The sequence below is a fragment of the Nocardiopsis alkaliphila YIM 80379 genome (assembly GCF_000341005.1).
GTDB lineage: Bacteria > Actinomycetota > Actinomycetes > Streptosporangiales > Streptosporangiaceae > Nocardiopsis > Nocardiopsis alkaliphila.
The window spans coordinates 1-13,879 of sequence record NZ_ANBD01000001.1 but is presented as its reverse complement, the minus strand read 5'-3'; the positions used below and the strand labels follow the sequence as shown (position 1 = coordinate 13,879).

General features: G+C 68.6%; 12 protein-coding genes and 1 pseudogene. 5 read left to right on the top strand and 8 right to left on the bottom strand.

The window, feature by feature from the left end:
• Nucleotides 1-18: 18 nt before the first annotated feature.
• Entirely contained in the window at nt 19-2,040 is a 2,022-nt protein-coding gene (locus D472_RS0100065; RefSeq protein ID WP_017602455.1) for a PhoX family protein, read from the bottom strand.
• 425 nt (nt 2,041-2,465) lie between these two features.
• Between D472_RS0100065 and D472_RS29455 the strand changes: the two are divergent.
• A pseudogene (locus D472_RS29455) lies at nt 2,466-3,092 on the top strand (Uma2 family endonuclease).
• Nucleotides 3,093-3,120: 28 nt separating this feature from the next.
• On the opposite strand, the gene menD reads toward D472_RS29455, so the two are convergent.
• The 3 genes from menD to menB all read right to left on the bottom strand — a co-directional run bounded on the left by menD (nt 3,121) and on the right by menB (nt 6,872).
• Entirely contained in the window at nt 3,121-4,842 is a 1,722-nt protein-coding gene (menD, locus tag D472_RS0100055) for a 2-succinyl-5-enolpyruvyl-6-hydroxy-3-cyclohexene-1-carboxylic-acid synthase (protein WP_017602452.1), read from the bottom strand.
• 198 nt (nt 4,843-5,040) lie between these two features.
• Nucleotides 5,041-6,036, bottom strand: coding sequence for an o-succinylbenzoate synthase (locus tag D472_RS0100050; protein WP_017602451.1), 996 nt, complete (start codon nt 6,034-6,036; stop codon nt 5,041-5,043).
• The gene (gene menB, locus D472_RS0100045; RefSeq protein ID WP_017602450.1) at nt 6,033-6,872 is read right to left on the bottom strand and encodes a 1,4-dihydroxy-2-naphthoyl-CoA synthase; all 840 of its coding nucleotides are present in this window, start codon (nt 6,870-6,872) and stop codon (nt 6,033-6,035) included. The genes D472_RS0100050 and menB overlap by 4 nt, the downstream gene beginning before the upstream one ends.
• 185 nt (nt 6,873-7,057) lie before the next feature.
• Between menB and D472_RS0100040 the strand changes: the two genes are divergently transcribed.
• The 3 genes from D472_RS0100040 to D472_RS0100030 all read left to right on the top strand — a co-directional run bounded on the left by D472_RS0100040 (nt 7,058) and on the right by D472_RS0100030 (nt 10,805).
• Nucleotides 7,058-8,308, top strand: a complete 1,251-nt coding sequence (locus D472_RS0100040; RefSeq protein ID WP_017602449.1) for an AMP-binding protein — start codon at nt 7,058-7,060, stop codon at nt 8,306-8,308.
• A gap of 585 nt (nt 8,309-8,893) precedes the next feature.
• Nucleotides 8,894-10,303, top strand: coding sequence for an RNA polymerase sigma factor (locus D472_RS0100035; RefSeq protein ID WP_017602448.1), 1,410 nt, complete (start codon nt 8,894-8,896; stop codon nt 10,301-10,303).
• Between the two features lie 142 nt (nt 10,304-10,445).
• A complete protein-coding gene (locus tag D472_RS0100030; protein ID WP_033302775.1) occupies nt 10,446-10,805 on the top strand; it encodes a hypothetical protein in 360 nt (119 codons plus the stop codon).
• Nucleotides 10,806-10,906: 101 nt separating this feature from the next.
• On the opposite strand, the gene D472_RS0100025 is transcribed toward D472_RS0100030, so the two are convergent.
• From D472_RS0100025 to D472_RS0100010, 4 genes are all read right to left on the bottom strand, one after another.
• The gene (locus D472_RS0100025) at nt 10,907-11,323 is read right to left on the bottom strand and encodes a hypothetical protein (RefSeq protein ID WP_017602446.1); all 417 of its coding nucleotides are present in this window, start codon (nt 11,321-11,323) and stop codon (nt 10,907-10,909) included.
• Nucleotides 11,324-11,392: 69 nt separating this feature from the next.
• A complete protein-coding gene (locus D472_RS28905) occupies nt 11,393-11,884 on the bottom strand; it encodes a hypothetical protein (protein WP_239642880.1) in 492 nt (163 codons plus the stop codon).
• 224 nt (nt 11,885-12,108) lie between these two features.
• Nucleotides 12,109-12,471 carry a GntR family transcriptional regulator gene (locus D472_RS0100015; RefSeq protein ID WP_017602444.1) on the bottom strand — a complete coding sequence of 121 codons (363 nt, stop codon included), beginning with the start codon at nt 12,469-12,471 and terminating at the stop codon, nt 12,109-12,111.
• A 144-nt stretch (nt 12,472-12,615) separates the two neighbouring features.
• Nucleotides 12,616-13,002: a hypothetical protein gene (locus D472_RS0100010; protein ID WP_017602443.1), complete on the bottom strand. Its 387-nt coding sequence runs from the start codon at nt 13,000-13,002 to the stop codon at nt 12,616-12,618.
• Nucleotides 13,003-13,159: 157 nt separating this feature from the next.
• Here D472_RS0100010 and D472_RS0100005 point away from each other — a divergent pair, with 157 nt between their 5' ends.
• Nucleotides 13,160-13,786: a TetR/AcrR family transcriptional regulator gene (locus D472_RS0100005; protein WP_026117222.1), complete on the top strand. Its 627-nt coding sequence runs from the start codon at nt 13,160-13,162 to the stop codon at nt 13,784-13,786.
• The last annotated feature ends 93 nt before the right edge of the window (nt 13,787-13,879 follow it).

The following is a 13,879-nucleotide window of genomic DNA, read 5'->3' as shown; positions in this document are numbered from 1 at the left end:
CGGTGGTTTCGCGGTGGATCAGTCACCGACGTCACGACCATCGGTGTGCCAGACGCACACCACGGACGGGCGTGGGAAGGCACCGTCGGGCCACACACTGGTGGGCTCCTCGGCGGTCCCGTTCTCACCCGGATGTTGGGGGGCGAGGAAGACCGTCTTCTGGTCCTCGGTGATGAGCGGTCCGCAGGTCTCCGCCTCGATCGGAACGGTGGCGAAGGTGCGCAACTCACCGCGAAATCGGCCCTCCACCGGCATCACGTGCAGGGCGTCGTTGGTGCCCAACGTGCCGGGCTGGCCATCGGTGGAGATCCACAGGTTGCCCTGCTTGTCGAAGGCGAGGTTGTCGGGAGCCGAGATCGCCATGACCTTGGACTTGTCGTACCCGGAGTAGTAGGTGGACTCGTCCTCGGGGTCGCCGCACACCAAGGGCACGGTCCAGGTGAAGGTGGTGGCCGCCGAGTCGGCGCCGTCCTCGACGATCTCCAGGACGTGACCGAACTTGTTGGGGCCACGCGGGTTGGGTTCGTCGGCCTGACCCGGCTCGCGAGCGCTGTTGTTGGTCAGGGCGCAGTAGACCTTGCCGGTGACCGGGCTGGGCTCGAAGTCCTCGGGGCGATCCATCTTGGTGGGACCGACCTTGTCGGCGGCCAGACGGGTGTGGACGAGCACCTCGGCGACGGAGAAACCGGGGACGAAGCTCTCGGTGTCCGTGCACAACGGGATCCACTCTCCGGTGCCGTCGAACTCACCGTCCAAGGGCAGCGTGCCGGTGCCGTCGATCTCCTCGGCGGGGCTGTCGCCCTCCAGGCGGGCCACGTAGAGCGTGCCGGAGTCCAGCAGCGTCATGTTGTGCTTGCGAGAACCCTCGACGTACTTCTTGGCGCTGACGAACTTGTAGATGTAGTCGAAGCGCTCGTCGTCACCCATGTAGGCGGCCACCCGACCGTCCTCGGTGAGGTCGACGTTGGCGCCCTCGTGCTTGAAACGCCCCAACATGGTGCGCTTGAGGGGGGTGGATTCCGGGTCGTGGGGGTCGATCTCCACGATGTACCCGAAGCGGTGCGCCTCGTTGGGGTGCTTGGCCAGGTCGAAGCGTTCGTCCACGCGGTCCCAACGGCGACCCGTGTAGCCGCTGGACAGCCCGTAACGGGCGTAGGACTCCGTGGCGGGGGCGCCGACGAAGTACTGGTGGAAGTTCTCCTCACCGCTGAGGACGGTTCCCCAGGGGGTCATGCCGCCCGCGCAGTTGTTGAGCGTGCCCAGCACCCGCCTACCCTCGGGATCGGCTTCGGTGCGCAATAGCTCGTGTCCGGCGGCGGGACCGGTGATCCGGAAGGGCGTCTGGGGGGTGATGCGCCGGTTGAAGGGGCGCTCGCCCTCGGTGACCAGTCTCCACTGGCCGGTCCCGTCGACCCGCTCGAGCTCCACCACCGAGCCCCCGTGGGCGGCCATGGCCACCCGGAGCCATTCGGGGTCGGCGTCGGCTCCACCGGTGTACCCGGCGAACATGAGCTCTTCGTTGGTGTATTCGTGGTTGACCCACAGCAGTCCGCGGTCATCGCCGAGGGTGAAGAAGCCGACGTAGTCGCAGTTGTAGCCGAACTGCCGGGCCTGGGCCCCAGCGGTCTGGTTCTCGAAGTCGAACTCGGGGGCGTCGGGCAACACCGGATCGCCCCAGCCAACGATGACGTGGTGGTCGTACCCCTTGGGGACGCTGACCTCGTCCCGGTTGTTGGGCAGCACGTTCTCGAACGTGGGACGCGGAGCCGGATGGGGGCGGTCCGGCCCCCGGTCCGCTGCGGCCGGGCTCAGTGCCGCCGGTCCCACGGCGCCGGCCCCGGTGGCGACCGCGACACCTTTGAGAGCGGCACGTCGGGAGAGCACACCTTGGAAGACGTCGCCGAAGTAGGTGTTGTCGCTCTGGTTGGGAGCAGGGTGGAAGCAGGCGTTACCACAGCGGTAAAGGCAGGTCTTCGCGGATCGACCACCACCGACACCACCGATCAGTGGCAGCAGGCGGCGGGGCACGGATTCGGGCACGCGTTCTCCTCGGGGATCGTGACTGCTCCACGCTCCCGAGGGGGCTGCGGGGCTCCGCTCGGGGGCACGGAGTGGTGCGGGCGGTGGGCCCTACCGGTCGCTCTCGACCTTGGCCGAGGTTCCACACACCGGAGTGAAACCGGGGTGAACGCCCCCACAACTCCCCCGCACGAGTGCGCTTCGAACACGAAAGGGATTCATACGAGCACGAACAGTGAACCCGATAGTGATCTTCGCCTACCCAGGCCGCCACGTCCACGAGCCCCGCCCGAAAAGCTTGCTCGGTGGAGGTGGTCCCGTGGACCGGCCGAGCCATGGGTGTCACGGGATGGTCAGGGTAGGACTGTTTCGAGAAAGAACGGCAACGGAGCGAACAGATGACTACCGTGGGCGACGAGAACGGGCCGACGACTGGAGACGATGACATGTCCGCTCCAACGGTGGCCGGTCACCAGGCATCCGAGTTCGAGTTCGACGACCGCGTGGTCCTTCCCATGCCGCCCCAGGACGGCTTCACCGCCGACGACCTCGACCACATCCCGGATCTTTTCCGCCGCACACCGAACTCATCGACGGAAACCTGGTACTGGTGAGCCCACAGAAGTTGTTCTACGTGCTCGTCCTCAAGTTCCTGGAGCGCGCGCTCGATCAGAACATCCCTGACGGTCTTGCGATGGTGAGGGAGTCCTCGGTCAAGCTCGGCGGACGACAGCGCCCGAAGCCGGACCTGATACTGGTCAGGGCGGAGGCTTTCGAGGAACTGGATCAGACGTGGTTCGCGCCGGAGGTCGTGGAACTGGCGGTCGAGGTGGTCTCCCCGGAGTCGCAGATCAGGGACCGGGAACGCAAACCCCAGCTCTACGCCCGCGCCGGGATCCTCTTCATTCTGGCGAATCGAGAGGGACGGTCAGGGCGCCGTGCTCTACGAGTACGAGAGGGACCCGGCCTCCCCGTCCGGTGACTACGGTCGGCCGACGATCCACCGAGGCACGTTCAAGACCTCCGTCCCGGTGGAGCTGGAGTTCGATCCGACCAACGTCCTGCGCCGCTGAGCCGCCTTTCGAACGAGCATGCCCTGGGTCAGAACGTTCCGGTCACCGCCGCGTCCACCGCGTCCTGGATCCGGCGGCGCAAAGCCGCGCTCGCCGCGCGTTCGGTGCACACCTCGACGATCCGCAACCCCTCGCCGAGAAGGGCCTTGGGCAGGTCGGTGGCCCACTCCACCCGGGTATAGGGCAGGTCCGTCACCGCGGCCACCCTTTCCATGGACACCCCGTGCGGGGTACCGAACACCCTCTCGAAGTCCGGGTGACCGGCCTGTTCGAGCCCGGAGAAGATCCCGCCGCCGTCGTTGTTGACCACCACGATCGCCAGGTCCGGCCGGGGCTCGCCGGGACCGATGATCAGCCCGTTCTGGTCGTGCAACAGCGCCAGGTCGCCGAGTAGGGCGTAGGCGTGACCCTCGCCGGCTCTTTGATGGGCCAACGCCGCACCGATGGCGGTGGAGACCGTCCCATCGATACCGCTCACCCCCCGGTTGCCCACCAAGCGCACCCCACAGCGAGCGTGCATGGTGGCGTCCAGGTCACGAATGGGCATGCTGGAGCCGGCGAACAGCAACGAACCCGCCGCCACGTGCGAGGCCAGGTCACGGGCCAGGCGCGGCTCGGTGAGGGTCTCCTCCGCGTCCAGCACCCCGTCGACGGCCTCACGGGCGAGCCCTTCGGCGCGTGCCCAAGAGCGCGACCACTCGGTACTCGCAGGCCGTTCCCAGTTCAGTCCGGCAGGCGGAGCGATGGCGGCGACCACGTCGGTGGCGGTACGGGCGGGGTCGGAGAAATCGTCGGGCAGGCTCGCGGTGGGATCCCCGACCGAGGACGTGGTGACCACCACGTGACGCTCGGTGCGACGCAGATAGGCCAGGATCTGCCGGGACAGGTTGGGTCTGCCCACGCTCACCACGAGTTCGGGGGCGTGTGCCCGGGCGAAGCCCGGTACGGCCAGCAGTTGCCGATAGGTGGAGATCGCGCCCGAGCGGCGAGCGTTGGAGGTGGGCTCGGCCAACAGCGGCCACCCGGTGATTTCGGCCAAGGCCAAGAAGGGCACCGGGTCGTAGTCGCCGTCACCGCAGACGATGACGCCGCGTTCCACGTCGGCCGGCACATGGGGCGCGGATTCGGTGCGTGGCCCCGGACGCGATGTCCACGGGCGCCCCTCGGCCCGTCCGTCCAGGGGTGCGGTCCATTGGGGACCATCACCGGTGGGCTGGTCGGGGGTGAGCGGATCACGGAAGGCCACGTTGAGGTGCACCGGCCCGGGGTGTCCGCCCAGGGCCGAAGCCCAGGCTCGGCAGGCCAGCGAACGCCAGTAGGCCACCATGCCGGGGGCGGGGTCAGGAGTTCCCACCTCGGCGAACATGCGCACCGCGCCGCCGTACAGACCGATCTGGTCCACGGTTTGGTTGGCACCGGTGCCACGCAGTTCCGGGGGCCGGTCCGCGGTGAGCACCAACAACGGCACACCGCTTTCGTCGGCCTCCAACACCGCGGGGTGGAAGTTGGCGGCCGCGGTACCAGAGGTGCACACCACCGCCACCGGCCGTCGAGAGGCTCGGGCCAGCCCGAGGGCCAGGAAGGAGGCGGAGCGTTCGTCCACTCGCACGTGGACGCGGACCCCGGGGTGTGCGACCAGGGCCAACGCCAGGGGGGTCGATCGCGACCCGGGCGCGACGACGGCCTCGACCAGTCCGCAGCGGGCCAGTTCGTCGACGAGGACCCGCGCCAAGGCGGTAGACGGATTCATTCAGGAACTTTCGCTAGTCAAGGTGTTCGCCAGTATCATCACGCGTGCGGCCGCCTGCGGCCCCTTTACAGTGAACCCCGTTCGGCCCGGCCCCGCGACCGAACCCGGCTGTGATCTGTCACCCGACCGGCCCCATGGGACCGGTCCCCACGACCGCGAACGCAGCCGGCATCGGGGGAAGGGCACCACACGAGAACTTCAGGACCCGCCGGTCCCTTCGGCGTCGGCTTCCCGCGCGGCGCGGGCCCGAGCACGCCAGGCTGCGGCGTCGACCTCCACCCCGGCCAGCGCCTCTTCGTCCACCCGGACCGGCCGCACCGGCAGGTGACCGTCCTCGGGCAGGAGTGGTTCGGTGGTGACGTCGGCGGTCAACATCTGCGTGGTCGCCAACCCGCAGGCGTAGGGCAGATCCGGCAGCGCGGCGGCCAAGGCCACACCCGCGGCCAATCCCACCGAACTCTCCACCGCGCTGGAGACCACGACCGGCAGCCCGCAGGCCCGGGCCACGCGCAACGCGGCTCGTACCCCGCCCAAGGGCTGGACCTTGAGCACCACGATGTCGGCGGCCTCGGCGGCGCGCACCCGCATCGGGTCCTCGGCGCGTCGAATCGACTCGTCGGCGGCCACCGGAACGTCCACCCGGCGCCGGACCTCTCCCAGTTCCTCCAGGGTCGCGCAGGGCTGCTCCACGTACTCCAGGTCGAATCGGTCCAGTTCGCGGACCATGCGTACCGCGGTATCCACGTCCCAGGCACCGTTGGCGTCGACGCGCACCCGGCCGGAGGGGCCGATGGCCGCGCGCACGGCCTCGACCCTGGCCACGTCCTCACGCCAGCCCTGGCCCTTCTCCGCGACCTTCACCTTGGCCGTGGCGCACCCGCCCGCGGACACGATCTCGCTCGCGCGTTCGGGATCCACGGCGGGCACGGTGACGTTGACCGGAACACGGTCGCGCAGTGGTTCCGGCCAGCCCTGGTGGGCGGCCTCATGGCAGGCGGCCCACCAGCGGGACGCCTCACGCGGGCCGTACTCGGCGAAGGGTGAGAACTCGCCCCACCCGGCGGGACCGCGCACGAGCAGCCCTTCCCGGACCGTGATGCCGCGAAAACGGTTGCGCAGACCGATCGCGAAGGCCCGGCCCCGGGCGGACTCCCCCGCCAGGCCGGGCTCCTCGAACCTTGGGGGCGTGCTCACGGGCGACGCGGGAACTTGTCGAACTCCGGGCGACGCTTCTCCGTGAAGGCGTTCCGGCCCTCTTGGGCCTCCTCGCTCATGTAGTAGAGCATGGTGGCGTCACCGGCGAACTGCTGCATACCGGCCGCGCCATCGCTGACGGCGTTGATGGCGCCCTTGACCATGCGCAGGGCCAGCGGTGACTTCTCCAGCATCTCGCGGGCCCACTTGACGGTCTCCTCCTCCAGATCCGCCAGCGGCACGACGGTGTTCACCATGCCCATGTCCAGAGCCTCCTGGGCGCTGTACTGCCGGCACAGGTACCAGATCTCGCGAGCCTTCTTCAGGCCCACGGTCTCGGCGAGCAGCCAGGCGCCGTAACCACCGTCGAAGGAACCGACCTTGGGGCCGGTCTGACCGAACTTGGCGTTGTCGGCGGCGATGGTCAGGTCGCAGCACACCTGAAGGACGTTGCCGCCACCGATCGACCAACCGGCGACCATGCAGATCACCGGCTTGGGAAGACGGCGGATCTGTACCTGCAGGTCGAGCACGTTGAGCCGGCCGATGCCCTGCTTGGCCACGGCGTCGTCACCCATGTAGCCGTCGCTGCCGCGGATCTTCTGGTCACCACCGGAGCAGAACGCCTGGTCCCCGGCACCGGTGAAGATGATCACACCGACGTCGGAGTCGTCACGGGCGATGTTGAACGCGCTTTGAAGCTCGAACAACGTCTGCGGACGGAAGGCGTTGTGCCGCTCGGGGCGGTTGATCGTGATCTTGGCGATGCCCTCCGCGGTCTCGTAGATGATGTCGGAATACTCGCCCGACCGCTGCCAGTCGATCACGCTGCTCACGGCTACTGCTTCTCCTCACGCGGAACTGTTCATGGGATGCCCCAGGCACGACGGGAGTCGAGGCCCCATGGCCTCGAGCATCGACCCTAAGCATTGTGCCAGGAGAGCCGGGACGAACGGGCACGCCCCCGGCCCTGACGTACCGGCACGCCCGTCACCTCGTATCGGGCGTACCCTGAGGCACCGTGGCCACACTCGAAGAACACCGGTCCCCCTCTGCGACCTCCGAGGACGCGCGTGCCCTACAGGCGGTACGCGACCTGTCCCCCGCGCACCTGGAGCGGCTCCTGGGCCAAGCCTTGAACGGCGTCGGCCCCGCCTTGGCGCCCATCCCCGACGGCACCCCCGACGCCCGCGCCCAGGCCCTACTGAGCGCGATGCGTCCCTCCTCACTGCGCACCCCCGAAGGGGTCGTCCCCCTCGACGGAGGCGTTCCGGTGGGGCCCGACGCGGCGGTGGTCATCACCACCTCCGGTTCCACCGGTGTCCCCAAGGGCGTGGAGCTGTCCGCCACCGCCCTGCTGGCCTCGGCCCGGGCCTCGGTGGCCCGGATCGGCGCCGCTCCGGGCGATACCTGGCTATGCGTGCTGCCGGCCGGGCACATTTCCGGCATCCAGGTGATGGTCCGTGCCCTGGTCTGTGGGACAGAGGCGGTGCATGTCCCCTTCGAGGTGGACCTCGTCCTGGAAACGGCCCGTGCGCTGCGTCCCCACGTGTCACTGGTCCCCACCCAGCTACGCCGTCTCTTGGCGGCCGGCGCCGATCTGTCGACGTTCGGCGCGATCCTGCTCGGGGGCGCGGCCGCCGAGCCCTCTCTGTTGGCCTCCGCCCGTGCGGCCGGTGGTCGTGTCGTGACCACCTACGGGATGAGCGAGACCTGCGGTGGATGCGTGTACGACGGTGTCCCGTTGGACGGCGTGGACCTGCGGATCGAATCGGCCGAGCCGGGCGCGCCCGGACGTGTCCTGATCAGTGGTCCGACCCTGCTCACCACCTACCGGATGCCTCCCGGAACGGAGGCGGCCCCCGACGCCCTGACCGACGACGCCTCCGAGCGACGATGGTTGCGCACCAACGATCTGGGACGTTTGGACCCCCAGGGCCGTCTCCACGTACTGGGCAGGATGGACGAGGTGGTCAACACCGGTGGCCACAAGGTGGTGCCCGACCAGGTCAACGCACTCGTGAACGAGCACCCCAAGGTCGCCGAGTCGGTGGTGGTGGGTCGCCCGGACCCCGAATGGGGCGAACGGGTGTGTGCGGTCGTGGTGCCCACCGACCCCACCGATCCGCCCTGCCTGGAGGAGCTTCGGTCCCACGTACGGGAATCGTTGCCCTCCTACGCCGCGCCCAGGGAGTTGGAGTTGCGCGCGGCGCTGCCCATGCTGGCCTCCGGCAAACCGGACCTGGTCGCATTGCGCCGACCGGCCTCCTGACCTGTCGCCCCCTCGTTCTCGGGGCCGAACGGGGCCATCGGAGGTACACCGAAAACGGTCGACGCGCATCGAGGTTACCGATATGGCCCCGAGCCGTGGGACCCTGGCCGTAGCGGGTGGTGTCCCCTATGCCGAAGTTCACCCGTCGATCACCGGCTCGACCTGGGAGATCCGGTGTGTTCCGCGCCCTCTTCTGGGACGGCCCTCGCCGGCCGGTTCCGAAAAGGTGGGGAACTTCCCAAAGCTCCCTGACGTCTACATGAGTATCCGGTTTCTTCGGCCCCTGTCCCAAGGAGGTCCGCGGTTGGCGGCAGCCATCGGTCCACCCGTCCCCACCTGTGCGACCCCTCGCGTGTTCGGGCCGCCTCGCGCCGAGCGACTCGAGGACCGTGACAGGGCCGTTCCCAATACCCGCACGAAGCCATGGATCGCCACTCACGGCACAGTGATCTATGCCACCCTCTTCGATATCCAATCGAGACAGGGAACATTTGACTCGCCGACGCGTTGGACATATTGGCGCGTCCAGTCGGTGGGAAGCCCCCGCCACGTGCCACACGCCTTGGAAGGGAGGAAGGTGCCCCGATGACGAGCACTGCCCTAGCAGCCTCAGAGCACCCGGCCGAGGCCTCGACCGGCTCCACTCCGGAACGGTCTCCCGAGGCCGAGGCGTCCCTGACCGACCTGCTCGCCCAGGGACGTGCTCAAGGACACCTGTCCCTCTCCGAACTACGTACCGCTTTCTCCGCGGCCGGGATCACCTCCAGTGACGGCCGCTCCATCCTGCGTGAACTCACCGAGAACGGGGTCCGGCTCGCCAACGGGGGCGAGGACTCCGCGATGGTGGCCGACCCTGACGCCGAGGACGACGTGCTGGAAAACACTCTCATCGCGACGGTGCCCGACACCGACGAGGCACCCAAGGCCGCATCCGGCAAGGTCGCGCCGCGCAAGGGCCCCTCCACCCGGAGGAAGGCCCGCGCCACGCGACGCACCAAGAAGACCGAGGCCACACAGGCCATCACCGAGCCGGAGACCGGTGAGGCCGACCTCGACGACCAGTCACCCGCCATGGGTGACTCGGTCCACACCTACCTCAAGGCGATCGGGCGGCGGCAGCTGCTCACCGCCGAACAGGAGGTGGACCTGGCCAAGCGGGTCGAGGCCGGACTCTACGCCGAGTACCGACTCGGACAGCACGGAGAGATCGACGGCTCCGTCGAGATGGCCGAGGCCGAACGTGAGGAACTCGAGTGGGTGGCCGAGGACGGCCGCAAGGCCAAGTCCCACATGCTCGAGGCCAACCTGCGCTTGGTCGTGTCGGTGGCCAAGAAGTACAGCGACCGGGGGATGTCGCTGCTGGACGTGGTCCAAGAGGGCAACCTCGGCCTGATCCGAGCGGTGGAGAAGTTCGATTACACCAAGGGCTTCAAGTTCTCCACCTACGCCATGTGGTGGATCCGTCAGGCCATCCAGCGCGGGTTCGCCGACTCGGCTCGCACCATCCGCCTGCCCGTGCACGTGCTGGAGTTGCTGAGCAAGGTCAGCCGGCTGGAGCGTGACATGCACCAGGCACTGGGCCGCGAGCCCACGCCCGAGGAACTGGCGCTGGAGCTGGACAAGACCCCGACCCAGATCGAGGAGCTGCTGCGAGTCACTCGCCAGCCCATCAGCCTCGACTCGACCATCGGTGAGGACGGCGAGACCCGCATCGGTGACCTGATCGAGGACGTCGACGCCTCGGAGGCCTCCGAGGTGGTCGACCGCCAGCTCATGGCCGACCAGCTGCGCAACGCCCTGTCCGACCTGGAACCGCGTGAGGCGACCATCATGTCGCTGCGGTTCGGGCTGATGGACGGCCGCCCGCGCACCCTGGACGAGATCGGCAAGCATCTGGGGCTGACCCGCGAGCGCATCCGCCAGTTGGAGAAGCAGTCGCTGGCCAAGCTGCGTCACCCGAGCCGGGCCCAGCAACTGCTCGACTTCGCCAGCTGACGAACGGCGCACGAACACGGGCCGCCCTCCTACGGGAGGGCGGCCCCACGTGTGTGCACGGCGCACAGGGAATCGGGGAAGACCCCGGGGTCTTTTCGACGTCGTCCGCCCGCCCTGTCAGCGCGGCCCGTGCGGTGACATGATGGCCACCATGACGAATCACTCCCAAGGCAGGGACGAGATCGCCGCGGCCCTACGCGCCGGCCGTGAGTTGGGGCCCGAATACGACGACGCGATCGCGGCCTCCCTGGTGGAACGGGTCGAGGACACGATCGAGGAACGCGTCAAGCACCACGTGGCCCTGCACTCGAGCACCACCCGAGCCGACAAGGGAGTCGCCTCCAACACCGCGCGGATGGTTCTGGGACTGGTGTGCCTGGGCCTGAGCCTGCCGTTGACGATCATCGCCGCCGGCATCGTCGGAGGGGTGGTCAGCCTCTTCACGGTCTGGCTGGGACTGATCGCCTTCTACCTGATCGCGGTGGCGGGTATGCGCCGCTGAGCCCGCCCTTTCCGCCCCGCGAACGCGGGGCGGAAAGGGTCTGGGGAACGCCTCTTGCGGCATACCTGGCGCCGATGAAGATCGGTCCGACCATTACGGCACTAGTAACCGCAGGCCGCCAGGATCATGTCGTGGGTGTCGGCTGTCCAGGCCAGGGCGTCCGCCAGGCCTGCCTCATCGCCGAAGTCGAGTTCTTCCAGGACCGCGTCGACGGCGTCGGCCCGTTCGGTGGCGTCGGCCCGCAGATCACCCCTGGAGAGTGACTCCAAGTACTCCACGTCCTCCAAGTGGGCGACCAACTCGTCGGCGTGCTGGTCCTGGTAGGGCACCCCATCGACGAGGACGTCCGTCTCGATGCTGGCGGCGGCCATGTCGACCGCACCGATGTTGGCCTGGATGTCGGCGCAGACCGCTTCGATCTCGGCCCGGTTTCCCGAGCAGGCGGTCAGCGCCAGGGTCAGCGCCAAGGCACCGGCCAGGAGGGCCGGTGGTCGGGGAATGCTCAGGGGATAGGACAAGGCAGATGCTCGTTCCTTCTCGTGGTTCTAAATGGGGGATGCCCTGTGGCCGTGAGCGGGAGCCGAGGGTCAAAGGAGGGCGATGGCCACGACCACGACCAGCGCCACCACGGCGAACGCCAGGCAGCCGATCGCGCCGGCGATGCCTCCACCACGTCGGGGGGCGAATCCACCATCGTGGTGGTAGTGCCGGTTGCGGTGACCGTAGTGGTACCAGCGCTGCCGGTACCCGGTGGACGGCGCGGCCACGTAGGAGGGGCCGAACCGGTTCGCGCGTGCGGGACGGGCGGACCTGGGGGTGCGTGCGGGACGGGCCGAGCGGCCACTGCGGGAGCTGAAACCCCCGCCGGACCTGGCGGCGCCTCCTCGGGCCGAGCGGCCACTACGAGAGTTGAATCCGCCGCCCGAGCGGGAGGCACCGCCACCGCCACTACGGGAACCGAATCCGCCACCACGGCGTGAGGAGCCACCGGAGCGACCGCCTCCCGAACGGCCACCTCCGGAGCGTCCGCCACCCGAACGCCCGCCTGATGACCGTCCGCCACCAGATCTCCTGTTCATCGGCGTCTCCTTGGGGGTTGTCGTACAGCGTCGACCAAGGGGTCGGCGTCGTCCGGGGAAGACGACGCGCCTACGACATTAGCGGGTATCTCCGCAGTTCAGGGAGGTTGGCAGAGATTTCGTCCGGTTATGGTCATCACGGGCCTGATATGGAACCCCACGGGCCCCGTGTGCGTCGTTGAGGTGTGCGCCGGCTGGAAGGCGCCGAGGTGGAACGGGCCGGTTCAGCCCTTCAGGGCCGCACGCAGGATTTCGACGGCCTCGTCGTGGTCCAGGCCCACCCGGATGATGACCTCGGCGTACTCCCTGGCCGCAGCCAGTGCCTCGGTCCGTTGGTCGTCTCCGGCCGCGGCGATGAACGTTCCCGACCGGCCCCGGGTCTCCACCACACCGGCCTGTTCGAGTTCCCGATAGGCGCGGGCGACGGTGTTCACCGCGACCGAGAGTCGATCGGCCAACGCGCGAACGGTCGGCAACCGGTACCCGACCGGAAGCTCACCGTTGGCCGCCGCGATGGCCACCAAAGACCTGATCTGCTCGTAGGGCGGCACCTTCGACGCCGGATCAATGCGGATGAAATCCGCCATGCCCTGAATCGCTCCCCACCTGACTCGCCTTTTCCTCGGTCGGAATCGACCGGACGCACCATCCAACCTATCGCCCACCGATCACTCTTGGCGGGCGGGTACACGAACGGGCCCCACAGCCGTGGGGCCCGTGGTTTCAAAGGTTCAGACGATCCGCTGGGGTACCCGCTGAATGTGGTGCAGGCGGTGGGTCTCACGTGCGGTGAGCAGCCGCTCGGCGACCTGGGTGACCTCCTTGATCCGAGGATGCGCCAGGCGCTTGCGACGCTGAATGCGGTCGGTGTAGCCCTTGACCCCGACCAGCACGCGCTGTCGGGCGTAGGCGGCGCGCATGGCCTCGGTGAGCGCCGTGTCCAAGGCGAGGCCGCGCTCGCGGAGTTCTTCCACCGGAGCGTCCCGTTCCCGGGCCGCGGCCAGGGCGTCCTCTGCCTCGGACACGTTCTTGAGGAGTTCGGGCAGGCGGTCGGCCAGTTCCTGATCATGCGCGAGCCTCTCGCGCGCCTGTGTCCTGCTTTGCTGGGAAACTCGCATCTGCGTTCTCCATCGGGCGTACCGTCGGCGATGTCGTGGCAACTCTAGGGGTGATCAAGACCATTGGGCGAGCCGGCTCCGGGTCCCTGCTGGAGTTTCCCGAAAGAACCTGACACCTTACTTAGTAGATCCCCACTCGGTCCCGGAGGACTCCATGGTGAGTAGGAACAACGCAGGCCTCAGCCGTGAACGCATCATCGTCGAGGCACTGCACATCATCGCCGGACGAGGCCTGGGCGGTCTGTCCATGCGACGGTTGGGCGACGCCCTCGAAGTGGAGGCCATGGCGATCTACCACCACTTCCCCAAGGGGAAGGAACAACTGTTCAACGCCATCGCCGCCTATGTCACCACGGCTCGGGTCGTCAGCGGCCTGGCCGAGGGCGAGGGCCCCGAAGAGGAGGAGCTCCCCGCCACCGGAATCGAGCAGGAGGACTCCGAACAGGTGGAGAACCTGCCCTGGGACCAGCGGATCACCGCCTGGGCAGAGGCCTACCGCACCCGGCTGCTGACCTACTCCGGGGCCCTGTCGTTGCTGATGCACCGTGCCCCGCACACCCTGGCCGAGAAACGGACCACGGCCCTGCTGGAGGCGGCGCTGGAGGAGGCCGGCCTGTCCGGGGACGCCGTGGTGCGCGGGCGCGACGCGCTGCTCGGTTACTGCCTGGGATCGGTGGGACATCAGGTGCGTTACGAGGACCGAGAGGACGCACCGGCGGAGGCCGAGGCCCTGGCCCGGTTCCTGTTCGGTCTGCGTGCCCTCCTGCACGGACTCACCCGCTGAGTGGGCTCCTCTCCTGAGGTCTCATTCGATCGCCCGTGCCCGAACCCGCTCGGCGCGCAGGCGGCGGGCCTCGTCCGGATCCAGCACCGGAGC